Source organism: Bacillus sp. JAS24-2 (assembly GCF_008274905.1).
Classification (GTDB): domain Bacteria; phylum Bacillota; class Bacilli; order Bacillales; family Bacillaceae_G; genus Bacillus_A; species Bacillus_A cereus.
In genome coordinates this window covers 4,841,794-4,864,587 of the sequence record NZ_CP031068.1, presented here as the reverse complement: position 1 = coordinate 4,864,587, position 22,794 = coordinate 4,841,794, and the positions used below count along the sequence as shown (strand labels likewise).

The following is a 22,794-nucleotide window of genomic DNA, read 5'->3' as shown; positions in this document are numbered from 1 at the left end:
ATGTTTTCGAAATTCCCTGCTTATGTATCTTCAACATCATAACCGAATTACATAAATTTAAACGTTATGAAAACTGGAGAAAAAAAGAAAAGAACGCCTTTTAACTGAAGCGTTCTTTCGATAATTAGTCTTTTAAAAGATAGGTTACTTTATTTAAAATCTTTTCGATTTGTTTCGCGTTTTTACTATACATTTCACTTGCTGATTTCGACTTTGTTTCTAAGGAAAATAGTTCAAGATCAGCATGACATTTTTTTAAAGATGCTAATAATAAAGGTTTGTTTTGAGGAGAAGGCATTTGGAGTTTGTCATTGTAAATGTCGATAGTAAGTTGTCCGTATGAATCCACTTGACCGAGGAAGACATTTTCAATAACAACACCGAGTTTTTCTAATTCTGAATGTAGCCAAGCGCGGTTATGTCCGCTTGCTGAAAGAGGTTCATCTAGTACATTTCCATCCATAATAACAGTTTGTGGTTCTTTCTCGTTTGGTACTTTTAAACCGATATCTTTTGCTGTAAGTGGCTGGGAATCTTTCTTTAATAATACATTTAATTCTCCGCTCGGTTCTAAGACAGCAAATTCGACTTCAGCTACGCTGAACGCACTTTTTCCACGGAGAAGTTCCAGTAATTCGTCACTCGTATATTTTTCTTTCTTTAAGTTATCTTCGAGTATCTTTCCGTCTTTTATTAATACGGTAGATTTTCCTTCAAAGAAGTCCCGAGCTGTTTTGTTCTTTAAAGAGAGGATTCCTGTTAAAAAAGGTACCACAGCGAAAATGAGTATCGCAAAGACGCCGTGAAAAAATTTTGAATCGAGCCCTGTAGATACTTGGGCAGCGATGTCACCAATCGTCATTCCGGCTATGTATTCAAAAAAGGAAAGCTGAGAGATTTGTCTTTTCCCTAACCATTTCGTAATAGCGAATAAAATAATTAATATGAATACAGAGCGAAGAATGACAAGTGTCCATTCCGGCAGGTGAGACATAGTCGTTTCCTCCAGTCTACTTAAAACCCTTTATATTGAGGTTCTTCACGTTCTAATACTGAAATTCTATCCTTTAAATCAGCGATGACGCTGTCCATTTCTAACATACATTCATGAAATACGCGTTTTGATTCTTCGTCTTGTGAATTTAATGAAAGGGAGCTTAAACTTGCTTGAGCGCCCCTTACACTAGCAAGGCAAGTTTTTACGCTAGCGATAACAGTCATATAAACACCTCTTATCCTTTCGGTTTGAATAACAATGCTCCAATGAAGCCGAAAATAATAGCCGCTGATACACCGGCGCTCGTTACTTTAAACATGCCGGTAATAACGCCAACGATGCCATGTTTTGCAGCTTCTTCCATTGCGCCATGAACGAGGGCATTACCAAAGCTTGTAATAGGTACAGTTGCCCCGGCTCCAGCGAAATCAATTAATGGCTCATACAAATTAAATCCATCTAATATAGCTCCAGCAACAACGAGTGTTGCCATTGTATGAGCAGGTGTTAGTTTGCCGACATCAAACATAAGTTGGCCGATTACACATATGAGTCCGCCAATGACGAAAGCCCAGAAAAAAATCATTGCGTTGCACCTCCAAATTCAATCGAAACGGCGTGAGCGATACACGGAATCGTTTCTTCTTGTTGGAATGTAAGTGGAGATAGTAAAGCGCCTGTCGCAACGACAAGTATTTTTTTGAACTCTCCTCTTTTCATTCGGTTTAATAAATGACCGTACACGACTGTTGCAGAACATCCAGGTCCGCTAGCACCAGCTATGACAGGTTGTCCTTCTCTATAAATGATAATTCCGCAATCTTGAAATTGTTCGCTCGTTACTTTCGTTCCGTGTTTATGTAGTAAGTCATAAGCAATTTCGCGTCCTACATGTCCGAGATCGCCTGTTACGATTAAATCGTAGTAAGAGGCATCAATTTGACGTTCACGTAAATGGGCTTCAATTGTATCAACTGCAGCTGGAGCCATTGCGCCTCCCATATTAAACGGATCCGTTAATCCCATATCAACCACTCGGCCGATTGTTGCAGAGGTTACTCTTGGACCGTGTCCAGTATCGCTTAAAATAGCGGCTCCTGCTCCGGTTACTGTCCACTGTGCAGTAGGCGGCTTTTGTCCACCGTATTCGGTAGGGTAGCGGAATTGTTTTTCTACAGCTGTATTATGGCTTGAAGCTCCAGTTAATAAATATTTTGCACCTTTTGCATTTACGATACTTGCCCCAAGTGCTAAACCTTCCATAGAAGTAGAGCAAGCCCCGAATAATCCGAGATAAGGAGTCCCAAGTGTGCGGCAAGCAAAGCTTGTTGGAGTAATTTGATTAATTAAATCTCCTGCGAGTACGAATTGAATATCATCTTTACGAAGTTCTGCTTTTTCAGTAGCGCGACTACAAGCTTCTTCGAATAAAATCTTATGTGCTTTTTCATAGGAATCTTGTCCGAGCCATAAATCTTCATGAAGGATATCGAAGTCTTCTGGGATGTTCCCCTTTGCTTCAAATGGTCCACCGACAACCCCTGTTGAAATAATGACTGGTTTGTTTTCAAATACCCACGTTCGGTGTCCTTGTAACATTTATAGCCCTCCCCATTGAACGAGAATAGTTTTAATAAGTGCGATGACGAAAGCGGAAAATACACCAAATAAAATAACAGAACCAGCTAGTTTAAACATATTACCGCCGACACCAAGTACAAAACCTTCCGTTCGGTGTTCAATACACGCGGAGATAACAGAGTTACCAAATCCAGTGACAGGTACAGCTGTTCCAGCACCTGCAAACTGACCGAGACGATCGTATACACCGAATCCGGTTAGCAACATTGAGATAAAAATGAGAGTTGCGACTGTTGGATTTCCTGCTGAGCGTTCGGTAAAATCGAAATACGTAATATAAAAAGTTGATATCAGTTGCCCGATTAGGCAGATAAAACCACCAACGAAAAAGGCCTTTAAACAATTTTTTAGAACAGGGCGTTTCGGTTCGCGTTCTTGCTCAAATTTTTTGTATTCCTGTTGTACAGGGGTTAAGTTTTTATCTTTACTTGACATTGCAATCCTTCCTTTTCTATTCGAAAGCGTTAAGTGTTAGATTCCATTTCTGATCCGATTAGCTTTAACTGTTTTTTGATCTCATCTTTAGATACTTCTTTTTTCTTAATTTTGTTTGCAAGCTTTTCGAGTAACATAAAGATTTTTTTATCTGTACTAACACGAACATCGAAAGTAGGATATTCATCACTTAGTTGCTTTTGAAGTTTCTTGCGCAAAGGTTTTAATCCAAACCTTTCATGATGCTCAGGTATAACCGCTATGTAGAGATCTAAATTTGAATTCACTGCTGCGCTTTTTATAATTTCATCCATAGCGAGGGCCTTTTTCTTAGCTCCTTGCGATATAGATTGATTAAAGGATTCTGTACTCATCTTTGTTAATTTTGGACCCTTTTCTTTTTCTGTTCGTTTTGTTTCTTCTTTCTTTACCTTTTTATCTAATGGGCTATGATCACAACCGGTAAAAGAACTAAATAGAAGTATAAATAACGCGGTTATAAGTCCAATCTTTCGCATAATCATCATTCCATTTCTATTGCAATATGTAATGTGATAGAAAAAGGATGACTGCATATCATCCTTTTTCTATTTCACAGCAAGACTGATTCGTTATTGCTGTGAGTATTGTGGTTCTTCTTGTTGGACTTCTTCAACACGTGGGTTTAAAGAATCGATAATCGTTTGTGTTTGCTGCGCAGCTGTTTGGAAAAGTTGCTTAGCTTGTTGGTTATCCGTATCAAGAGCGAATCCCTCTAAGCTAGCTTGTGCACTTTTTAATCCAGAAACAGTCTGCTTTAATTTTGTAATTACAGTCATTGAATGAAGCCCCCTTTGGAATATCAATTCAAAGATTATAATTTGTGAGTTGGGGAGAATTTATGATTGGAAAATTTAGGGGTGGAATGGATTTTATATGCTTTTAGCTAAGATGCATAAGGTATTACAGGGATATTTTTATTGATTTAGATGGATTTTATTGCTATTATTATGAGAAGAAAATGAAGTGTTTTCTATAATCATGCGCCCATAGCTCAGTCGGATAGAGCGGTGGTTTCCGGTACCACGTCTGCCGGGGGTTCGAATCCCTCTGGGTGCGTTATATACCGCGAAAGCCTTACTATATCTACATTCCTTTGCGAAACCTTTTGGATAAACGTCATATATTTAGCGTTACTATGACACGTTCTAGTCTAAAACGGAAAGGTTTATGATATTAAGTAAGTGTCACTCAATAACGTTAATAACACGTAGAAAAAATAGTAGTAAGATTAGGGAAACCCCTTGTATGTGATTAGAAATAATCGTGTACAGGGGGTTTTTTCGTTATGAAAAGAGTTAAAAGACGTGCGATTGGAAAGCGTCGTGACATCGATACAGATATCGTTCTTTTTAAGCCTTCTATTACGGTTAATAGGGCCTTAGAACGTGTTATGGATATTTATGTGTCAGAAGGATACAGAGAACGTACTATAAGCGATTATAGAATGTTTTGGTCGGAGTTCATTAATGTTATTAATCGTCAACTCATTACCGAAGTTACGAAAGAAGATATAAGGAAATATGTGAATCATCTATTGAAAATTAGAAAGTTATCGCCTGTAACGGTTAATATTCGTTTGTCTGCTATTAGGGCGATTTTTAATCGTTTAGAAAAAGAAACGGTTATCGAAAACAATCCCGTGATGGGTGTTAGAAAATTAAAAGTCGATGAACAAAAAATTTATACTTTGACCGACAATCAAATAAAGCGTCTATTTGCAATGGTTGATAAGACCTCTTATGCGGGATATAGGGATTATGTAGCTATGTTAGTAATGCTTAAATGTGGTTTGCGTATTAACGAAATTAACGCCTTGGAAATTGATGACGTTGACTTTGATAATGGAGTTATTTTATTACCGGGTAGAAAAAACAAGAACCGAAAGAGTCGAGTAATTCCGATGTCTAAAAAAGTTCAAAATGAATTAGCCCAACTAGTAACAGAAACAGGAGAGTATTTTGAAGGACTAGGAACATCTGTATTTGTTAACTCGTTTGGTGACCCTTTGAATCCTGACCATATACGAAAAAGAATGAACTATTACGGGAAGGAAGCAAGTTTAACGAAAGAATGTAGATGTTCACCACATAGTTTACGTCACACTTTTGCCGTTAACTTTTTAAAAAATGGTGGAGATATACGAACATTAAGTCTTATTTTGGGTCACAGTGATTTATCGACCACGCAAGTATATCTAAGTTATTCAGATACTCACGTAGTTGAACAGTATATGAAGGCTAGTGATAACGATGATTTAGAGGTTTAGAACAAAGGAAAAAGCTACCTAGTGCGAATAGGTAGCCCGAAATTTAAAGAATCAAATTAAAACTAAATAGCGGATGTTCCGCATACCTAGCACTTGTATTATACCATTTTTGAAAAATGGATAGCAAGGGGCGTAGTTTCTTATTGTCTTTTTTAGATGATTAGAAGCGTAGGTGTGCGTTAATTCCGAATGTGGAATTGCCTGAAACCACGTTAAAAACTGAAATGGTTTGTCGAAGCCGATGCGGGGGGTACTAGTATACGCCTAGCACATGAGGAATGTGTAGTTCGTCCGTTGCCTACAAGTAACGTCGTTTGCCTTGTTAACGACTAGTAGGAACGTTATAGGAATCATAAGTCTATTGATGCCTGTTGAGGGAATAAACCTCCAAAAGAAGCGTGACTGGGTGGGTTGTCTTGCATTATGGTGCAGGGTTAGTTATAAGATATAAGTATTCATGGTATTTGTCAGACACAATGAATATAGAAAGATAACTATGACGAAAGGTCAATATTAACAAGGTGATACATACGGATTCAATACGTGACATACGGCACGTCAGTATCAAATATACTCGTTGTTTCACTGTAAAAGTGTTTGCAACGGGTATATTATGCCCAGCCGTTGTCCACCGTTCAGCCGACTGTCAGTTTGAAGACCGTAAAGTCAAGTGAATTTAAAAGATTTCTAAAAAGTTATTACTAATAATAACGATGGTAGAGAAGAACGGGATTTATACGATATGTAGATTATGAATTATCAGGGGGATATGAAGAACTATGAGTAAGAAGAATGGTTCGGGTAGGTTAGTAAGTAAGAAAAATAAAGCGTATTGGGAAGCAAAAGAGAGATTAGAGAAGGCACAGGCTAAATATATACTGAAACCTAAAAAGAATAGTAGTAAACCAATGAGTACTAAAGAGAAACAAAGTGCGGAATTAAGGGCAAAGAAACGGTATAATGATAGAGTTTGGAAGGGGTGGAGAGAAACCGACGGGGTAACGTATCCTGTAACGGATTCAGGTGAAAAATCAGCAAATAAGAAGAAATAGAAAAACATCTAGCTATGATAGAGGAATATATAAGCAACTATTACTTACGATGGTGGTAATATAGAATGTAAACGATGTGTAGATTAAAAACTAAAGTAAGAAGGTGGAGAAGTGAACAGAAAGACAGAAGGAGTAAGTATTAAGCCATTAAGAAAAGATAGTGAATTCATCGTTCTAACGTTGTTTCTTATCTTGGTGACATCGACAACAAGTTTTAAAAACCCCGGATTATCTGATTACGTTGGAATTGCATCAACAATTGTACTGATCGCAGCAATCGGACTTAAACTAATAGCAAATTGGTATAACAAAAAGGTCTAGAATCTTCTTTGCAATGCAATGTGCAAATGGTACGTAAATTAAAAGTTAATAGTGTCAGAATGCGAATCTCGGTGATTCAAAATAGTAATTTTGGCTAGACTATTAAATGGGAAGTATCTTTTTAAATATATGTTCGTTTTGGAAACTTTGAGTTGAAATGTTGAAAAACACTAAACATTATATGTATAATGAAGATGTGAAATCGGTTTTGATTCAGTCTTGACGAACGTTTGTTTTCCGAGTAACATAGGTAGGTTCGTCTGATTATTTCTATCCGTTTTCGGATATTACTCAGGTAATATTTTATTTTGTAAAGAAAAAAAGCACCGTAAGTGCGGGAACACTTATGATGCTTTTAATAAAATATGGGTGAAACTATTTGATAAGGTTTAGCACGCCAAACATCACAGTAAAAATAACCATTAAAACGGCACACAACGCAGTTATGGTTTGATGTGGTTTCATACGTTCACCTACTTTCTAAAAAGCTTTTCGTACGGGAATACGGAAGGCTTTTTTCTTTTCTCTATTATTGTAGCCTAAAATACCGATTGAGAAAAAGAACAAATTCTCGATTGTATAAAAACATTCATATTTATATGTAATGTCATCGGTAATTCATCAGTAATAGAGGGGTTGATGGTGTTGCCTTCTTATTATATTACGTTTCAAACTAAGACCCAAGATATATGTATAAATTCTTTCTTTTTTTAACTTTTATTTTTTGACATAATCATCGGGTTTTTTAATACAAAGACTATGAAACACCATTCTAAAACTCATGTCAATAAAGTGCTTTTCAAAAAAGTTGTCGACGAACTTTATTTTCTTTTTTTAAAGTTAACAATGTTTTTTGTCATGAAATGGCAAATGCTGGAGGAGGTTTTTTATTTCTTATCTATAATTGTAGACAAAAAAACTAGCATTTGTACACGTCTATGTTTATTTGTTCCAGATAACTCAAACTTTGATACATTTTACAATGCAATAGATTTGAAGAATGTTGAATGGGGTTCATTCTGATATAAACGCAATCAAGGACATTTGTACCAGTAAAGCTGCTAGAAATCGTTTCAGGATATGCGGAAAAAATCCGATTTAATTAATAAACACAAACGTTAGTGTCACACAAAATGTGACGCGTCAGTCACAAGAAATGGTATGTAACTATAATCATTTAAACAATATTAATTATATATAATATAAATATTATATAAACGCTAACAATTACAAAATATGGTCTTCTTACTCCAAGCGGTCTTATACAATTCTTAGAAGTCTCTTTCTACCTTCTTTTGTTTTACCTTCAATATCGTTTAAAGGCGTCTATCGTTTGATTTAAGAGTTTCAGAATACAAATGCACTGGTGGAGGTGTACTAGAAGGTGAAAAGACCGTTAGAAGTCAAAATATGACGTCTAATGGGCGGTTTCTTGTTTGTTTGATTATCTATCGTTTCGTTACTAACCTCGACATATCGAATAATCCATTTGCGATTCCGATAAATGTCGATTCTTGAATTGAATACTGGTGTAATAAAAACATAGCTAAAATTCCAAGTAATACATACGATAACAGTAAAAAGCGTTTTGGAATATATTCATATCGTTCTGCCATTTCATTTAAGCCCACTATTAAAGCCGCTATAAACCCTGATTCTTCTTTAATTAATTATTAATTCTTTTAAAGATATTATTAAGTTCTTTTAGTAGCACCCCACCCGTTACCTATCGACCGTTAGGTCAAGTGACGCCCCCTGTTACCTATTTACATTTCTATAGGACACGATAGGGGTTCCCTGTTACAAATGAAGAAGCATATATCCTTGACGCTAACATTCTAAGAATCATAGTCCTTTGTGATTGGGATTATTAATGGAGTTTATACCGCATAGAATCAGTGTTTCGGGAAGTAGTGCGTCATATGCGAATGTGTCCTATAATTTGTGATTACTAACTAGAGGACACATAATAGTATATTGGAAAGAAATGTATACAAGTGATTTTGACCTTAATCCCAAAGATTGTGATTATTAATAAATTCAGTCGTACCAACGATTAGTTTTATATTTTAATATTCCAATTTTTATATGTTTCTTGTAAAAGTATCATTTAGTTTGTGATATAAGTAGAAAAGAAAAGAAACGAAAAATAAAACGTTATTAAAAACAAAATGCTTTAGCATTAAGCTTTAGCTTATAATCTTTTCTTTAATGAATAAGTTTGTTTATCTTACGATAAACCGTTATTAAAGATAAAAGACACAATTCGACCTAAAGGTCTCATTGGGGCTATCGCCCTTGTTTGTTTAAAAGAAAAAGATTAATTATCTATTTCCAACAAACCACAAGATAAATGATAAGAGTTGCTTTCCGCTTTGTTGTTGAAGTAAATCAATATTCCTTCCTTTGCCTCGCGATCGAATCGCGGGGTTCTTTTTTGTATCTGTTACTTTCACAAATAATATAAAAAGTTTCTTTTTTCTCTTGTATTTAGGGGCTTTAGTAAGCCTATTAGTTGAGGAAGTCTTACACTACTTTCTCACTAATCATTTCCGATAGAGTTATTACTATTGGTAACAAATCCTTCCTAAATTGGGCAGACGTAATGTAGGAGTTGCGTCTGTCTTTTTTCCTTTTAACACAATTAAATTTACATATAAAAACGGGGGTTACGTTATGGAACAAAAAGAACTGAAAATACCAGTTACGTTGAATCATAAAACAATCGGTATTTTACGAAAAATCAAGGGTGTTACGGCTTCTCAACTGGCGGATAGGATGTTCATATGTCATTCGTCTTTAAAGAAGGTAGAAAGCGGATATGCACCAATTACGGACTTAATGAATGTTCGTTTATGGAAAGGTTTAGCGGGGCTTGGTTATTCCGTTGAAGAGATTTATGTAATAAACGAATTCGTAAATCATAAAGGGGGCGGTTGTTAATGAAACCATGTAGAAGACTCACGCCGAAACAACTAGAAATTTTGACCGAAGTATTCGAACGTCAAAGAAGTGGAAAAACGTTAACAGCCATCGCAAAAGATATGGGAGTTTCTCGAAGGAATATCTACAATTGGCGAAAATCTGAAGAGTGGATTGAGATGGAACGTCAATTAAAAGAGAAACTTATATCAGATGCTTACTTTAGTGTCATGGATACGTTGGTTCGTCGGGCGATTGAAGGACGTTCTCCCAAGTTCATTGAGTTGTACTTGAAAACACAAGGAAAGCTTAAAGAACAAGATAACACACAAGTTCATGTTAATAACAACATCGTACAAGACGGCGTATCGGACGAGTTTCTTCGCGACCTTGATGCGATTTTAAAGGGGGAGTAATAATTATGACAATAACTAATAAACCAGTATTAGCACAAGCGGAAAACGTCGTACAAAAGACGGCAGCGGAACGCAATAAGTTACATATTCGTCTTATGCAGTTAAATGATGAAATAGCTTATTTACAAAGTGAAATCGCATCGGGGAATGAAAGTCTTCAAGGGACGTTAAATGAACGGCTAGAAGAGAAAGCCAACGTTGAAACGGAATTGAATCGCCTTAATGGTGCGTTTCTATCAGAATTAAAATCAATGCGGGACGACCTGTTACGTGAAAGATTAGCGGTTCTGAAAGCGGGTAAAGACCGACAAGAAGGTCTTGCAAGTGAGATTAAACGCACAAAAGTAGAGTATCTAAAGAGTGTAATGGCATTAAAGGGACTAGCGGACGATACGTTTGCAGATGTGAGTCTTTACGATGACATCATGAAATGTATTGGTCAAAATCCAATAGACGTAACGGCAACAATTGTTTATCCGTATCCAGTAGCGGATGGAGATAACCATTACCAACCGTATGTTACACCACAAGAAATTGGTACGGCGTATGAAGGTGCCTTACCGTACGCTACCCGACAATATGAACAAAACTACATGCGAAAAGCATACTAATTAGGAGGAATTATTAATGAATAGATTATCAGCAATCGAATTATTATCAATTGGTTATAACAAGGGACTTACCGACGCAGAAAAAACAACGGCGGTACAACAACTAGAAGCCCGCAAAAAGCAACAGGCAGAAGAAGCGGCCCTAAGTTTTGGGAATCCATTTCTTAATATGCGTCAAGCGTATAGCGACAGTACGTCACGACGTGAAGAACGACAACAACAGGATTTAATTGAAGCGAAAATGAAGCGTTTGGCAGAGTTGGAAGCGAAAGCACAGAAGGCAAACGAAGAACACATGCAAAAGCAGAAACTTGAAGCAGATATGCAACGATTGGCACACTTGGAACAAGCTGAATCAGTTGGTTTAATTTAATAGGGCGTACATATGAGGAACGACGGCACATAGCGGTTGTTCCTCTCTTTTTTTGTGTGTCTAAATGAATACTATTAGTCTGTGGATTGTTAAAACGTCGCTATGAGGACGCTAGATGCGTTAAAATGCGTACGTTGTAAATACGCATAATCCGTCCCAAATATGTAACAGATTTTGTTTTGATATTTGTGTAATGAAGCTGAAGAAACCTATATCATTACTGGATTTGTAGGTAATTACGAATAGTGGGGATAAAAGGAAGTGTGAAAGGATGGGGGAAGATATTAGGTCTCTTTACAAGTTACAATGTATGTTAATGAATGACGTATTCAAAACGACTGCCTATAACATTGGTTATGTAAACTGAAATACAAACAAATACACTCATATCAATAGATTGCTATTTCTCTGTTAGTTTCTCGTTATACACTATTTTATACATTGGCGTTAAATCAACGTTTTCAAAGAGGGGATTCCTTAGTTTTTTCGCTACACGATGAATAAACTGAAAGTTCCGTCATAGGATATTGTCGTTCATTTATCCAATATTAATATGCAAGTTTCTTGTTATTAAAATTAAAGGGGCGGTGCATCATATCCCCGCCCTGTCTTCGCGAAGTCGTTGCAAGGTCACCGCAAATTAATAGGGGCATCGTAATAACAGGGGGTATGTAAATTGAAGGGTGGTATAATTCGAAAAGGCGTGTATTTAAACGCCCCGGCATCGCGTATAACCCGCCATTCCAAATGCTATTACTTTAGTATAGTGTGGACAAGGACAGGGCACGTTATCGCACGGCAGGATGCTTATGCCTGTAGTTTATTACTGTCTATTGCAACCAAAGCGTAAGCAATGCATTATAGCGTTTGGCAGATTGCATCTCGTTATTATACTCCATATCCTACCCCACATTATAACCATTACTATCTAATACTGTTGTATTGTTTCAAAACTCCATCGTTTATGAAACAATATTTGTCACTGTTACTGAATCCCTTTAAATCAACATTCAATTTGTTTCATAACTTTGTATCAAAACCTTTTCTAGTTTCCGAATTATTTTCTTTGTTTGGATTGCTTCATTTTGATTATTAATATTCAATTCTTCGTTCATTACTTCTTCGTCAACAAACCTTCTTGAAGAATCCATTCCATACAAAATATACATATAAATTTAATCGAATAAAGGTAAAGACCCCTCACCACGGGGGACGCCCCTCTTAGTTTGCCTTGTAGGGTATTCTGACAATACACAATATGATTTTCAGTCGAAGACGGGCGGTATATTAATCGCTATTGTAAAAAGGTACATAAGCCTTTATAATCGAAAGATACAAGCATACATAACGTTGTATGTTCATGTCTAAAAAGATTATTTCTACATTATATATAAGGAAATACCTTGTTTTTACTGATATTTCACGTAAAAATTAACGGGTGGTTTCCGGTACCACGTCTGCCGGGGGTTCGAATCCCTCTGGGCGCGTCAAAAAGTCCTAACTTACGTTTTGTAGGTTAGGACTTTTTTTATTTACCTCTTGTTATATCTAGTAATAAGATTTACTATTAGTACTTGATAATAATTTTTAATTTTATTATTTTCTTTCAATATTATTCAAATTTCGGTTGTAAGTTGTAAATCTCATTAATACATATAAATTAATAATATTTTGGAATGGGTGTCTGCGTGAGGATTCTCCTTTTACCAAACTTATTGTACAATAGAAACAAGGGGGAGATTAGTTTGAAGGCAAGTCTTTTACAAGAACAAAGCTTACGTTTGGCAATGACACAAGAGTTAAGGCAAGCGATTACAATGCTCCAGTATAATGTACAAGAATTATCGGAGTTTTTGTATGAGCAATCGTTAGAGAATCCCCTTATTGAGTTAGGTGGTTTTGAGAGGGAGAAGAAAAAGAGCTCTAACAACAGTAAAAGTACCAGCAAACAAGTCGAGAATCAGATGGAGATCTACAGTGTGGATTCTACAACGATTCAGCAACATTTATTAAATCAAATACAGTATTATAAAATAGATGAAGAAGAGCGAAAAGTAGCTTCTTTCATTATTATGAACATGGATGGAAATGGATATTTACAAGAAACGAATGAAGAGTTAGCAGAGCTCCTTTCTGCACATATTCATGTAGTCGACCGTTCTGTAGAGCTTGTCCAATCACTGGAGCCAGCAGGGGTAGGGGCGCGTAATATTCAGGAATGTTTAACCTTACAATTGAAGCGCTTACAAAGACGTGATGGATTAGCAGAAGAGGTTGTAGAAGATCATTTCGCTTATTTTGTGAAGAAAGATTGGCGAAAGCTCGTTCAAGTGTTGAAATGTAGTAATGAGGAATTGCAGATTGCGGTAAATTGTATAACGTCATTACAACCAAAACCAGGTCTTGCGTTTTCTTCAGATAAACCACTTTACATTGTACCTGATATGGCGGTGAAAAAAGATGGCGATCGCCTCGTTTTACAAATGAATGAGAGAAATATGCCGAGAATTGAAATTCATTCTGAATATAGTGCGCTTCTTAATAATAGTGAAAGTGAAGTAGCATCTTACGTATCAGAAAAGTATCAGCATGTGCAGTGGATTATGCGCAGTTTGAAGCAGAGAAAACAGACATTGCTGCAAGTAATGACTATTATTATGGAAAAACAACGTGATTTCTTCTGGAAAGGTCCAGAGTATTTAAGACCTCTCGCTTTAAAAGAGGTAGCGGAAGAGTTAAGTGTGCATGAATCGACAATTAGTCGTGCGACGCGAAATAAATATGTGCAAACACCACACGGTTTATTTGAGATGAAATCGTTCTTTAGCAATGCCGTTTCGACGACTGAAGATGAAGCAGTTTCTACAAAACGTGTAAAACAATTTATTCAAACGCTAATTGGGGCAGAGGATAAGAAAAAGCCACTTTCAGATCAAAAGATTTCAAAATTATTAGAAGAAGAGCATGAAATTGTTATTTCTCGAAGAACAGTGGCGAAGTATAGAGAACAAATGCATATTCCAGCTTCGTCATTACGAAAAACGATCGGATAGGTGAAGAAGATGAAAGTTGTACTGTATACTAAAAAAGATTGTGGACTTTGCGTGAAGGCAAAACAAGTTTTACAGGAAGTACAATGTGAATATTCTTTTCAAATCGAGGAAATAGATATATATGAAGATAATGACCTTTTAGAAAAATATCACTTAATGATTCCGGTTGTAGAAATGGACGGAAAACAAGTAGAATATGGTAACATTCACAAAGGTGTCATAATAAACTATATAAAGAATGCAGTTAAGAGTTGAATAAGTTTCTATCTCCTGTTACAATAATACACGTAGCAGGGATTATTTTTTTAACCTATGTGGGACACAAAATGTCACTACGGGACGTAAAGTGACCACGAGGGAAAATGAACCGATGTAGTGAGGAGAAAAGATATGCGCTCATGGATTCAGAACACAAAAAAATTATTACCTGATCTGCTACCTGTTATGCAAACGAGAATGCAAATTCTTCAATACATTAGGCTCATGCAGCCGATTGGAAGAAGAAATTTATCAGCAAGTCTCGGTATGACAGAACGAGTATTGCGAAGTGAAGTTCAAGTTTTGAAAGAACAAAACTTAGTTCACGTCGCTTCTTCTGGAATGACTTTGACAGAAGAAGGAACAGCTTTAGTTCTTGCTTTGGAAGACTTTATGAAAGAAATTTCCGGGTTAAAGGTTTTAGAAAAGCAACTTAAGGAAACATTAGACTTGGATGAAGTTTTCGTTGTCCCTGGTGATAGTGATGAATCACCTTGGGTCAAACTGGAGATGGGCCGTGCTTGTGTGACTTGTATAAAAGACCGTCTGACAGCGAATAATATCGTTGCTGTGGCTGGAGGAACTACGCTAGCTGCTGCTGCGGACATGATGCAACTTGATTGCAAAGATTTACATATGCTGTTTGTCCCAGCACGTGGTGGAATTGGAGAAGGTGTTGAATTAGAAGCCAATACCATTTGTGCCAAGATGGCGCAAAATACGATGAGTAATTATCGCTTATTGTATGTTCCAGACCATGTTAGTAGCGAAGCATATGCGTCTATTGTGACAGAGCCTTCCGTGAAAGAAGTTCTTGAGTTGATTCGATCTTCCAATATCGTCATTCATGGAATAGGTGATGCGTTAACAATGGCACGTCGCAGAAGTACTTCAGAAGCAGATTGGTTAAAGATTCAGGCAAGCGAAGCAGTTGGCGAAGCTTTCGGTTACTACTTTAATGAAGAAGGAAATGTTGTTCATAAAGTAAGAACAGTTGGTATGCAACTAGAGGACTTACAAAATGTATCTCATGTTGTTGCAGTCGCTGGAGGTTCTTCAAAGGCAAAAGCAATACAGGCTGTAATTAAACAAGGGCACACTTCAATTCTAATTACAGATGAAGGTGCAGCAAAACAGTTAACAAAGGGTTTTACCCTTTAATATAATCCCCCAAGGAGGAAATTCAAATGACTAAAATTGGTATTAATGGATTTGGACGTATCGGGCGTAACGTATTCCGCGCAGCTCTTAACAACTCTGAGGTAGAAGTAGTAGCAATCAACGACTTAACAGATGCTAAAACATTAGCTCACCTTTTAAAATATGACACAGTTCACGGAACTTTAAATGCAGAAGTATCTGCTAACGAAAACAGCATCGTTGTTAACGGTAAAGAAATTAAAGTTATCGCTGAGCGTGACCCAGCTCAATTACCATGGAGCGACTACGGAGTAGAAGTAGTAGTAGAATCTACTGGCCGTTTCACTAAAAAATCAGATGCTGAGAAACACTTAGGTGGATCAGTTAAGAAAGTTATCATCTCAGCTCCAGCTTCTGACGAAGATATCACTGTAGTTATGGGTGTTAACCACGAACAATACGATGCAGCTAACCACAACGTAGTATCTAACGCTTCTTGTACTACAAACTGTCTAGCTCCATTCGCTAAAGTATTAAACGAAAAATTCGGCGTAAAACGCGGAATGATGACAACAATTCACTCTTACACTAACGACCAACAAATCTTAGACTTACCACACAAAGATTTACGTCGTGCTCGTGCAGCAGCTGAAAACATGATTCCAACATCTACTGGTGCAGCTAAAGCTGTAGCATTAGTATTACCAGAACTTAAAGGTAAATTAAACGGTGGCGCTGTACGTGTTCCAACTGCTAACGTTTCTCTAGTTGACTTAGTTGTTGAACTTGACAAAGAAGTAACAGTTGAAGAAGTAAATGCAGCATTCAAAGCAGCAGCTGAAGGCGAATTAAAAGGTATCCTTGGATACAGCGAAGAGCCATTAGTATCTATCGACTATAACGGATGTACAGCTTCTTCTACAATCGATGCATTATCTACAATGGTAATGGAAGGTAACATGGTTAAAGTACTTTCTTGGTACGATAACGAAACTGGTTACTCTAACCGCGTAGTAGACCTAGCAGCTTACATGACTTCAAAAGGTCTTTAATTCTTAATTATATAAGTTATCAATGACAAAACGAGGGAGAGGGTTTGTTCCCTCTCTCTCTTCTTTCGTTTTAAAAGCAAATGTGTTAAGCTTTTGAGTGGGTTTTGTCAATCCTAACTAGTAGTCGGAGGGAAATCCAATGAACAAAAAATCAATTCGTGACGTAGATTTAAAAGGTAAGCGTGTATTTTGCCGCGTTGATTTCAACGTACCTATGAAAGAAGGCAAAATTACAGATGAAACTCGTATCCGTGCAGCTCTTCCTACAATTCAATATTTAGTAGAGCAAGGTGCGAAAGTTATTTTAGCAAGTCACTTAGGCCGTCCAAAAGGTCAAGTAGTAGAAGAAATGCGTTTAACTCCAGTAGCAGCACGTTTAGGCGAGCTTCTTGGTAAAGACGTTAAAAAAGCGGACGAAGCATTCGGACCAGTTGCACAAGAAATGGTTGCAGCAATGAACGAAGGCGACGTATTAGTTCTTGAAAACGTACGTTTCTATGCGGGCGAAGAAAAGAACGATGCAGAACTTGCGAAAGAATTTGCAGCACTTGCTGACATCTTCGTAAACGATGCATTCGGTGCAGCTCACCGTGCTCACGCTTCTACAGCAGGTATCGCAGACTACCTACCAGCAGTATCTGGTCTATTAATGGAAAAAGAGTTAGATGTACTTGGTAAAGCACTTTCTAACCCAGAACGTCCATTTACAGCTATCATCGGTGGCGCGAAAGTAAAAGATAAAATCGGTGTAATTCGTCATCTATTAGACAAAGTAGATAACTTAATCATCGGTGGCGGACTTGCTTACACATTCGTTAAAGCTTTAGGTCATGAAATTGGTCTATCTCTATGTGAAGACGACAAGATCGAACTAGCTAAAGAATTTATGCAACTTGCAAAAGAAAAAGGCGTAAACTTCTACATGCCAGTTGATGTTGTAATCACTGAGGAATTCTCTGAAACTGCAACAACTAAAATCGTTGGTATCGACTCTATCCCTTCTAACTGGGAAGGCGTGGACATCGGTCCTAAAACACGTGAAATTTATGCAGATGTAATTAAAAATTCTAAGCTTGTTGTATGGAATGGACCAATGGGTGTATTCGAAATGACTCCATTCGCAGAAGGTACAAAAGCAGTAGGACAAGCATTAGCAGATGCAGAAGATACATACTCTGTTATCGGCGGTGGTGACTCTGCAGCAGCTGTTGAAAAATTCGGTATGGCTGATAAAATGAGCCACATTTCTACTGGCGGCGGTGCGTCATTAGAATTCATGGAAGGTAAAGAGCTTCCAGGTGTAGTTTGTCTTAACGACAAATAAGTAGCAGCCAAAGAAAAAGGACGGTGCAAAGCATGCGTAAACCAATTATCGCAGGTAACTGGAAAATGAATAAAACTCTATCTGAAGCAGTTAGCTTCGTAGAGGAAGTTAAAGGTCAAATCCCAGCAGCTTCAGCTGTTGATGCAGTAGTTTGCTCTCCAGCTCTATTCTTAGAGCGCCTTGTAGCAGCAACTGAAGGAACTGACTTACAAGTAGGTGCACAAAACATGCACTTCGAAAAAAATGGTGCATTCACTGGCGAAATTAGCCCAGTAGCACTTAGCGACTTAAAAGTTGGCTATGTAGTACTTGGCCACTCTGAGCGTCGTGAAATGTTTGCTGAAACAGATGAGTCAGTAAACAAAAAGACTATCGCAGCATTTGAACATGGTTTAACACCAATCGTATGTTGTGGTGAGACTTTAGAAGAGCGCGAAAGCGGAAAAACATTTGATCTAGTAGCAGGTCAAGTGACAAAAGCACTTGCAGGTTTAACAGAAGAGCAAGTTAAAGCAACTGTTATCGCTTATGAGCCAATCTGGGCTATCGGTACAGGTAAATCTTCTTCTTCTGCAGATGCAAACGAAGTATGTGCGCACATCCGTAAAGTTGTTGCAGAAGCTGTTTCTCCAGAAGCTGCAGAAGCTGTTCGTATCCAATACGGCGGTAGCGTAAAACCAGAAAACATTAAAGAGTATATGGCACAATCTGACATCGACGGCGCTTTAGTTGGCGGTGCTAGCTTAGAGCCTGCTTCGTTCTTAGGTCTTCTGGGGGCGGTAAAATGAGAAAGCCAACAGCTTTAATCATTCTTGACGGTTTCGGACTTCGTGAAGAAACTTACGGGAATGCTGTAGCACAAGCTAAGAAACCTAATTTTGATGGTTACTGGAACAAATTCCCTCACACAACGCTTACAGCTTGTGGCGAGGCAGTAGGTCTTCCAGAAGGTCAAATGGGTAACTCTGAGGTTGGTCACTTAAATATCGGTGCTGGCCGCGTAGTATATCAAAGCTTAACACGCGTTAACGTTGCAATTCGTGAAGGTGAGTTCGATAAGAACGAAACTTTTCAAAATGCAATTAAAAGCGTAAAAGAAAAAGGTACTGCACTTCATTTATTCGGTTTACTTTCTGACGGTGGTGTGCACAGTCACATGAACCATATGTTTGCTCTTCTTCGCTTAGCAGCAAAAGAAGGCGTGGAGAAAGTTTATATCCATGCATTCTTAGACGGCCGCGATGTTGGACCACAAACAGCAAAAGGTTATATCGATGCAACGAATGAAGTAATTAAAGAAACAGGAGTAGGACAATTCGCGACTATCTCTGGTCGTTATTACTCTATGGACCGTGACAAGCGTTGGGATCGCGTAGAAAAATGTTACAGTGCTATGGTGAATGGTGAAGGCCCTACTTATAAATCAGCAGAAGAGTGTGTAGAAGACTCTTATGCGAACGGTATCTATGATGAATTCGTATTGCCGTCTGTAATTGTTAACGAAGATAACACGCCAGTTGCAACAATCAATGATGATGATGCAGTTATCTTCTATAACTTCCGTCCAGACCGTGCAATTCAAATTGCTCGTGTATTTACAAACGAAGACTTCCGTGAGTTCGATCGTGGTGAAAAAGTACCTCACATTCCAGAATTCGTATGTATGACACACTTCAGTGAAACTGTAGATGGATACGTGGCATTCAAGCCAATGAACCTTGATAACACTTTAGGTGAAGTTGTTGCGCAAGCGGGATTAAAGCAACTTCGCATCGCGGAAACTGAAAAGTATCCGCACGTTACATTCTTCTTTAGCGGTGGTCGTGAGGCTGAATTCCCAGGAGAAGAACGTATCTTAATTAACTCACCGAAGGTTGCAACGTATGACTTGAAACCTGAAATGAGCATTTACGAAGTAACGGACGCTTTAGTAAATGAAATCGAAAATGATAAACATGATGTTATCATTCTTAACTTTGCGAACTGTGATATGGTTGGCCATTCTGGGATGATGGAACCAACAATTAAAGCAGTAGAAGCAACTGACGAATGTTTAGGAAAAGTTGTAGAAGCGATTCTTGCAAAAGATGGTGTAGCACTTATTACTGCTGACCATGGTAATGCTGATCAGGAGTTAACTGCTGATGGTGGTCCTATGACAGCTCATACAACTAACCCGGTTCCTTTCATCGTTACAAAAAATGATGTAGAGCTTCGTGAAGGTGGTATTTTAGGAGATATCGCTCCAACAATGCTTACACTTTTAAATGTGGAACAACCGAAAGAAATGACAGGTAAAACAATTATTAAATAATTTGCTTATATAAAAAGGAGAGAATTTATTATGTCAACAATTATTGATGTTTATGCTCGCGAAGTCCTTGACTCTCGTGGTAACCCAACTGTAGAAGTAGAAGTTTACACAGAAAGCGGCGCTTTCGGACGCGCTATCGTACCAAGTGGTGCATCTACTGGTGAGCACGAAGCAGTAGAATTACGTGACGGTGACAAATCTCGTTACCTTGGTAAAGGTGTTGTTAACGCAGTAAACAACGTTAACGAAATTATCGCTCCAGAAATCGCTGGTTTCGATGTAACTGACCAAGCTGGTATCGACCGTGCTATGATCGAATTAGATGGCACTCCAAACAAAGGTAAACTAGGCGCTAACGCTATCCTTGGTGTATCTATGGCAGTAGCTCACGCAGCAGCTGACTTCGTAGGTCTTCCATTATACCGTTACCTTGGTGGATTCAATGCAAAACAATTACCAACTCCAATGATGAACATCATCAACGGTGGTTCTCACGCTGATAACAACGTTGACTTCCAAGAGTTCATGATCTTACCAGTTGGTGCTCCAACATTCAAAGAATCAATCCGTATGGGTGCTGAAGTATTCCATGCACTTAAAGCTGTATTACATGACAAAGGTCTTAACACTGCAGTAGGTGACGAAGGTGGATTCGCTCCAAACCTTGGTTCTAACCGTGAAGCTTTAGAAGTAATCATCGAAGCTATCGAAAAAGCTGGTTACAAAGCTGGCGAGAACGTATTCTTAGGAATGGACGTTGCTTCTTCTGAGTTCTACAACAAAGAAACTGGTAAATATGACCTTGCAGGCGAAGGCCGTACTGGCTTAACTTCTGCAGAAATGGTTGATTTCTATGAAGAGCTTTGCAAAGACTTCCCAATCATCTCTATCGAAGATGGTTTAGACGAAAACGACTGGGATGGTCACAAATTATTAACTGAGCGTATCGGTGATAAAGTACAATTAGTTGGTGACGATTTATTCGTAACTAACACTCAAAAACTTGCTGAAGGTATCGAAAAAGGTATCTCTAACTCAATCTTAATTAAAGTTAACCAAATCGGTACTTTAACTGAGACTTTCGAAGCTATCGAAATGGCTAAACGTGCTGGTTACACAGCAGTTGTATCTCACCGTTCTGGTGAAACTGAAGATGCTACAATCGCTGACATCGCAGTTGCAACTAACGCTGGCCAAATCAAAACTGGTTCTATGAGCCGTACTGACCGTATTGCTAAGTACAACCAATTATTACGCATCGAAGACGAACTAGGCGAAATCGCTGTTTACGATGGTATCAAATCTTTCTATAACATCAAACGATAATTGTAGGAAATAAACGACAGACCGTGAGAAATCACGGTCTGTTTTTTTATGCTAAAATTGTTCACCCGTCATAAGTGACATGAAATGTTTGAAGAAGCGGTTATAGTCAAAATCAATTGCGATTTGATGAACCGGCCAATCAATAAATGGCTTCTGGTTCACTAAAGAGCGAAATTCCCCTATGCTTGCTCCTTGTGCAGAGGATTCTGTCATGACAACAATAGGTGATTTATGATACGTGAACATAGAGTTATCAAATAAAGCGAGTATTGGCATTGTGTCATGGAAGGGGCTCCCCTTTAAATGTGGTAGGGCGTCTTTATAATATCCGTAGTAATAATGATCAAATAACGGTTTGACAAGTGGAGCTTTTCCTTTTGCCTCAATGTATTCTGCCATTTCTGGTGTAATGATGGAGTATTGAGTGACGTTTAATGGGTATATGTACATGTTAACTGCGGATTGAAGGACTATATTAGCAGCAGTAGGATCGCCATAAAAGTTTGCTTCGGAAATAGGGGTAACATTACCAGGATGTAAAAAGGCACCGCCCATTACGTAGTAAGATTTAATTTGTTTCATTAACTGTTTGCACATGATAAACAAAATTGCTAGGGAGGTAAGTCTTCCTAAACTCACAATGATTAATTCATCTTTATACTGTTCAATAAGAGGAATGACTTCAAAAAAATTCTCCATTTCTCCGTTAGTCACATTCACCTTTGGAATAATTGGACCGAGCCCCTGTTTCCCATGTACATCCGTAAAAAACGCAGGTGGGGCACCAGTAAGGGGACGTTCTGAACCACCGAATATCTTGATATTTCTATTCTTTGTTTCGTTATTAAAAAAATGAGCATTTTCTACGGCCGTTTTTTTTGGAACATTGCCGTAATCAGCAACGATACCGACGATTTCTATTTCATCGATAAAGAATGCTAAGAGGAGAGCCATCGTATCATCAATCCCAGGATCACAAAAAATGAGAACTTTTTTGGGCATATGTTCACCACCTATCTTGTTTATCCGGTACAAATCCGCTTGGTGAGGGCTAATAATTAATGGGGATGAGGAAAACCTCAATGATTAAAGTTTCACTTTATATATATGTAAGTTTAAGGATAAAAAGGTTATTTTATTGAAATAATAGTCTTTTAAATTCAGAAAATAAAAACTTTTTATATTAGGTCAAGGTTTTTGACATAATTTTTGTTTAGAAATGCAGCCATATCAAGGTTGTAAGCGTATAAC

Annotated in this window: 24 protein-coding genes and 1 tRNA gene; 16 read left to right on the top strand and 9 right to left on the bottom strand. The window is 37.8% G+C overall.

The window, feature by feature from the left end:
• Positions 1-124 precede the first annotated feature (124 nt).
• The 7 genes from DN407_RS25375 to DN407_RS25345 all read right to left on the bottom strand — a co-directional run bounded on the left by DN407_RS25375 (position 125) and on the right by DN407_RS25345 (position 3,891).
• A complete protein-coding gene (locus DN407_RS25375; protein ID WP_000018924.1) occupies positions 125-994 on the bottom strand; it encodes a DUF421 domain-containing protein in 870 nt (289 codons plus the stop codon).
• Between the two features lie 20 nt (positions 995-1,014).
• Positions 1,015-1,221 carry a DUF1657 domain-containing protein gene (locus DN407_RS25370; protein WP_000215909.1) on the bottom strand — a complete coding sequence of 69 codons (207 nt, stop codon included), beginning with the start codon at positions 1,219-1,221 and terminating at the stop codon, positions 1,015-1,017.
• Positions 1,222-1,232: 11 nt separating this feature from the next.
• Positions 1,233-1,583 (bottom strand): stage V sporulation protein AE, encoded by a 351-nt coding sequence (spoVAE, locus tag DN407_RS25365; RefSeq protein WP_000575919.1) that lies wholly within the window; start codon positions 1,581-1,583, stop codon positions 1,233-1,235.
• A complete protein-coding gene (gene spoVAD / locus DN407_RS25360; protein WP_000938972.1) occupies positions 1,580-2,596 on the bottom strand; it encodes a stage V sporulation protein AD in 1,017 nt (338 codons plus the stop codon). The genes spoVAE and spoVAD overlap by 4 nt, the downstream gene beginning before the upstream one ends.
• Positions 2,597-3,073 (bottom strand): stage V sporulation protein AC, encoded by a 477-nt coding sequence (spoVAC, locus tag DN407_RS25355; protein WP_000095408.1) that lies wholly within the window; start codon positions 3,071-3,073, stop codon positions 2,597-2,599.
• 29 nt (positions 3,074-3,102) lie between these two features.
• Positions 3,103-3,591, bottom strand: a complete 489-nt coding sequence (locus DN407_RS25350; RefSeq protein WP_001226064.1) for a YhcN/YlaJ family sporulation lipoprotein — start codon at positions 3,589-3,591, stop codon at positions 3,103-3,105.
• A gap of 93 nt (positions 3,592-3,684) precedes the next feature.
• Complete coding sequence (locus DN407_RS25345; protein WP_000216166.1) at positions 3,685-3,891, bottom strand: DUF1657 domain-containing protein; 207 nt, start codon at positions 3,889-3,891, stop codon at positions 3,685-3,687.
• 204 nt (positions 3,892-4,095) lie between these two features.
• Between DN407_RS25345 and DN407_RS25340 the strand changes: the two genes are divergently transcribed.
• The 4 genes from DN407_RS25340 to DN407_RS25325 all read left to right on the top strand — a co-directional run bounded on the left by DN407_RS25340 (position 4,096) and on the right by DN407_RS25325 (position 6,754).
• Positions 4,096-4,171 (top strand) — tRNA-Arg (locus DN407_RS25340).
• 229 nt (positions 4,172-4,400) lie between these two features.
• Entirely contained in the window at positions 4,401-5,381 is a 981-nt protein-coding gene (locus DN407_RS25335; RefSeq protein ID WP_098610802.1) for a tyrosine-type recombinase/integrase, read from the top strand.
• Between the two features lie 779 nt (positions 5,382-6,160).
• The gene (locus tag DN407_RS25330) at positions 6,161-6,433 is read left to right on the top strand and encodes a hypothetical protein (protein ID WP_149216698.1); all 273 of its coding nucleotides are present in this window, start codon (positions 6,161-6,163) and stop codon (positions 6,431-6,433) included.
• 111 nt (positions 6,434-6,544) lie between these two features.
• Complete coding sequence (locus DN407_RS25325) at positions 6,545-6,754, top strand: hypothetical protein (RefSeq protein WP_047387166.1); 210 nt, start codon at positions 6,545-6,547, stop codon at positions 6,752-6,754.
• A 1,448-nt stretch (positions 6,755-8,202) separates the two neighbouring features.
• Here the strand turns inward: DN407_RS25325 and DN407_RS31755 are convergent.
• Positions 8,203-8,370: a hypothetical protein gene (locus tag DN407_RS31755; protein ID WP_179955808.1), complete on the bottom strand. Its 168-nt coding sequence runs from the start codon at positions 8,368-8,370 to the stop codon at positions 8,203-8,205.
• Positions 8,371-9,430: 1,060 nt separating this feature from the next.
• Here DN407_RS31755 and DN407_RS25315 point away from each other — a divergent pair.
• From DN407_RS25315 to eno, 12 genes are all read left to right on the top strand, one after another.
• Positions 9,431-9,697, top strand: a complete 267-nt coding sequence (locus tag DN407_RS25315; protein WP_149216697.1) for a helix-turn-helix domain-containing protein — start codon at positions 9,431-9,433, stop codon at positions 9,695-9,697.
• Entirely contained in the window at positions 9,697-10,092 is a 396-nt protein-coding gene (locus DN407_RS25310) for a phBC6A51 family helix-turn-helix protein (RefSeq protein ID WP_149216696.1), read from the top strand. The genes DN407_RS25315 and DN407_RS25310 overlap by 1 nt, the downstream gene beginning before the upstream one ends.
• 5 nt (positions 10,093-10,097) lie before the next feature.
• Positions 10,098-10,703, top strand: a complete 606-nt coding sequence (locus tag DN407_RS25305) for a hypothetical protein (protein ID WP_149216695.1) — start codon at positions 10,098-10,100, stop codon at positions 10,701-10,703.
• Positions 10,704-10,719: 16 nt separating this feature from the next.
• A complete protein-coding gene (locus tag DN407_RS25300) occupies positions 10,720-11,076 on the top strand; it encodes a hypothetical protein (RefSeq protein ID WP_149216694.1) in 357 nt (118 codons plus the stop codon).
• Positions 11,077-12,821: 1,745 nt separating this feature from the next.
• A complete protein-coding gene (gene rpoN, locus DN407_RS25295; protein ID WP_149216693.1) occupies positions 12,822-14,129 on the top strand; it encodes an RNA polymerase factor sigma-54 in 1,308 nt (435 codons plus the stop codon).
• 9 nt (positions 14,130-14,138) lie between these two features.
• Positions 14,139-14,384: a glutaredoxin family protein gene (locus tag DN407_RS25290; RefSeq protein ID WP_000869730.1), complete on the top strand. Its 246-nt coding sequence runs from the start codon at positions 14,139-14,141 to the stop codon at positions 14,382-14,384.
• Positions 14,385-14,519: 135 nt separating this feature from the next.
• On the top strand, positions 14,520-15,548 hold the full coding sequence (gene cggR / locus DN407_RS25285; protein WP_001258185.1) for a gapA transcriptional regulator CggR: 1,029 nt from the start codon (positions 14,520-14,522) through the stop codon (positions 15,546-15,548).
• A gap of 26 nt (positions 15,549-15,574) precedes the next feature.
• Positions 15,575-16,579 carry a type I glyceraldehyde-3-phosphate dehydrogenase gene (gene gap / locus DN407_RS25280; protein ID WP_000161236.1) on the top strand — a complete coding sequence of 335 codons (1,005 nt, stop codon included), beginning with the start codon at positions 15,575-15,577 and terminating at the stop codon, positions 16,577-16,579.
• A 139-nt stretch (positions 16,580-16,718) separates the two neighbouring features.
• A complete protein-coding gene (locus DN407_RS25275) occupies positions 16,719-17,903 on the top strand; it encodes a phosphoglycerate kinase (RefSeq protein ID WP_001036350.1) in 1,185 nt (394 codons plus the stop codon).
• 32 nt (positions 17,904-17,935) lie between these two features.
• The gene (gene tpiA, locus DN407_RS25270; protein ID WP_001231038.1) at positions 17,936-18,691 is read left to right on the top strand and encodes a triose-phosphate isomerase; all 756 of its coding nucleotides are present in this window, start codon (positions 17,936-17,938) and stop codon (positions 18,689-18,691) included.
• The gene (gene gpmI, locus DN407_RS25265; RefSeq protein ID WP_001231158.1) at positions 18,688-20,217 is read left to right on the top strand and encodes a 2,3-bisphosphoglycerate-independent phosphoglycerate mutase; all 1,530 of its coding nucleotides are present in this window, start codon (positions 18,688-18,690) and stop codon (positions 20,215-20,217) included. Before tpiA ends, gpmI begins: the two co-directional genes overlap by 4 nt.
• Before the next feature lie 30 nt (positions 20,218-20,247).
• Positions 20,248-21,543: a phosphopyruvate hydratase gene (gene eno, locus DN407_RS25260; protein ID WP_000103951.1), complete on the top strand. Its 1,296-nt coding sequence runs from the start codon at positions 20,248-20,250 to the stop codon at positions 21,541-21,543.
• Between the two features lie 51 nt (positions 21,544-21,594).
• On the opposite strand, the gene DN407_RS25255 is transcribed toward eno, so the two are convergent.
• Positions 21,595-22,545, bottom strand: coding sequence for a nucleoside hydrolase (locus DN407_RS25255; protein WP_074553718.1), 951 nt, complete (start codon positions 22,543-22,545; stop codon positions 21,595-21,597).
• Positions 22,546-22,794 lie beyond the last annotated feature (249 nt).

Coding starts and splice junctions, on each gene's coding strand:
- spoVAC (WP_000095408.1), bottom strand. CDS start 3,073: ATGTCAAGTAAAGATAAAAACTTAACCCCTGTACAACAGGAATACAAA.
- DN407_RS25335 (WP_098610802.1), top strand. CDS start 4,401: ATGAAAAGAGTTAAAAGACGTGCGATTGGAAAGCGTCGTGACATCGAT.
- DN407_RS25310 (WP_149216696.1), top strand. CDS start 9,697: ATGAAACCATGTAGAAGACTCACGCCGAAACAACTAGAAATTTTGACC.
- DN407_RS25290 (WP_000869730.1), top strand. CDS start 14,139: ATGAAAGTTGTACTGTATACTAAAAAAGATTGTGGACTTTGCGTGAAG.
- DN407_RS25255 (WP_074553718.1), bottom strand. CDS start 22,545: ATGCCCAAAAAAGTTCTCATTTTTTGTGATCCTGGGATTGATGATACG.
- DN407_RS25305 (WP_149216695.1), top strand. CDS start 10,098: ATGACAATAACTAATAAACCAGTATTAGCACAAGCGGAAAACGTCGTA.
- tpiA (WP_001231038.1), top strand. CDS start 17,936: ATGCGTAAACCAATTATCGCAGGTAACTGGAAAATGAATAAAACTCTA.
- cggR (WP_001258185.1), top strand. CDS start 14,520: ATGCGCTCATGGATTCAGAACACAAAAAAATTATTACCTGATCTGCTA.
- gap (WP_000161236.1), top strand. CDS start 15,575: ATGACTAAAATTGGTATTAATGGATTTGGACGTATCGGGCGTAACGTA.
- DN407_RS25350 (WP_001226064.1), bottom strand. CDS start 3,591: ATGCGAAAGATTGGACTTATAACCGCGTTATTTATACTTCTATTTAGT.
- gpmI (WP_001231158.1), top strand. CDS start 18,688: ATGAGAAAGCCAACAGCTTTAATCATTCTTGACGGTTTCGGACTTCGT.
- DN407_RS31755 (WP_179955808.1), bottom strand. CDS start 8,370: ATGGCAGAACGATATGAATATATTCCAAAACGCTTTTTACTGTTATCG.
- DN407_RS25375 (WP_000018924.1), bottom strand. CDS start 994: ATGTCTCACCTGCCGGAATGGACACTTGTCATTCTTCGCTCTGTATTC.
- spoVAD (WP_000938972.1), bottom strand. CDS start 2,596: ATGTTACAAGGACACCGAACGTGGGTATTTGAAAACAAACCAGTCATT.
- DN407_RS25370 (WP_000215909.1), bottom strand. CDS start 1,221: ATGACTGTTATCGCTAGCGTAAAAACTTGCCTTGCTAGTGTAAGGGGC.
- spoVAE (WP_000575919.1), bottom strand. CDS start 1,583: ATGATTTTTTTCTGGGCTTTCGTCATTGGCGGACTCATATGTGTAATC.
- eno (WP_000103951.1), top strand. CDS start 20,248: ATGTCAACAATTATTGATGTTTATGCTCGCGAAGTCCTTGACTCTCGT.
- DN407_RS25300 (WP_149216694.1), top strand. CDS start 10,720: ATGAATAGATTATCAGCAATCGAATTATTATCAATTGGTTATAACAAG.
- DN407_RS25315 (WP_149216697.1), top strand. CDS start 9,431: ATGGAACAAAAAGAACTGAAAATACCAGTTACGTTGAATCATAAAACA.
- DN407_RS25330 (WP_149216698.1), top strand. CDS start 6,161: ATGAGTAAGAAGAATGGTTCGGGTAGGTTAGTAAGTAAGAAAAATAAA.
- DN407_RS25345 (WP_000216166.1), bottom strand. CDS start 3,891: ATGACTGTAATTACAAAATTAAAGCAGACTGTTTCTGGATTAAAAAGT.
- DN407_RS25275 (WP_001036350.1), top strand. CDS start 16,719: ATGAACAAAAAATCAATTCGTGACGTAGATTTAAAAGGTAAGCGTGTA.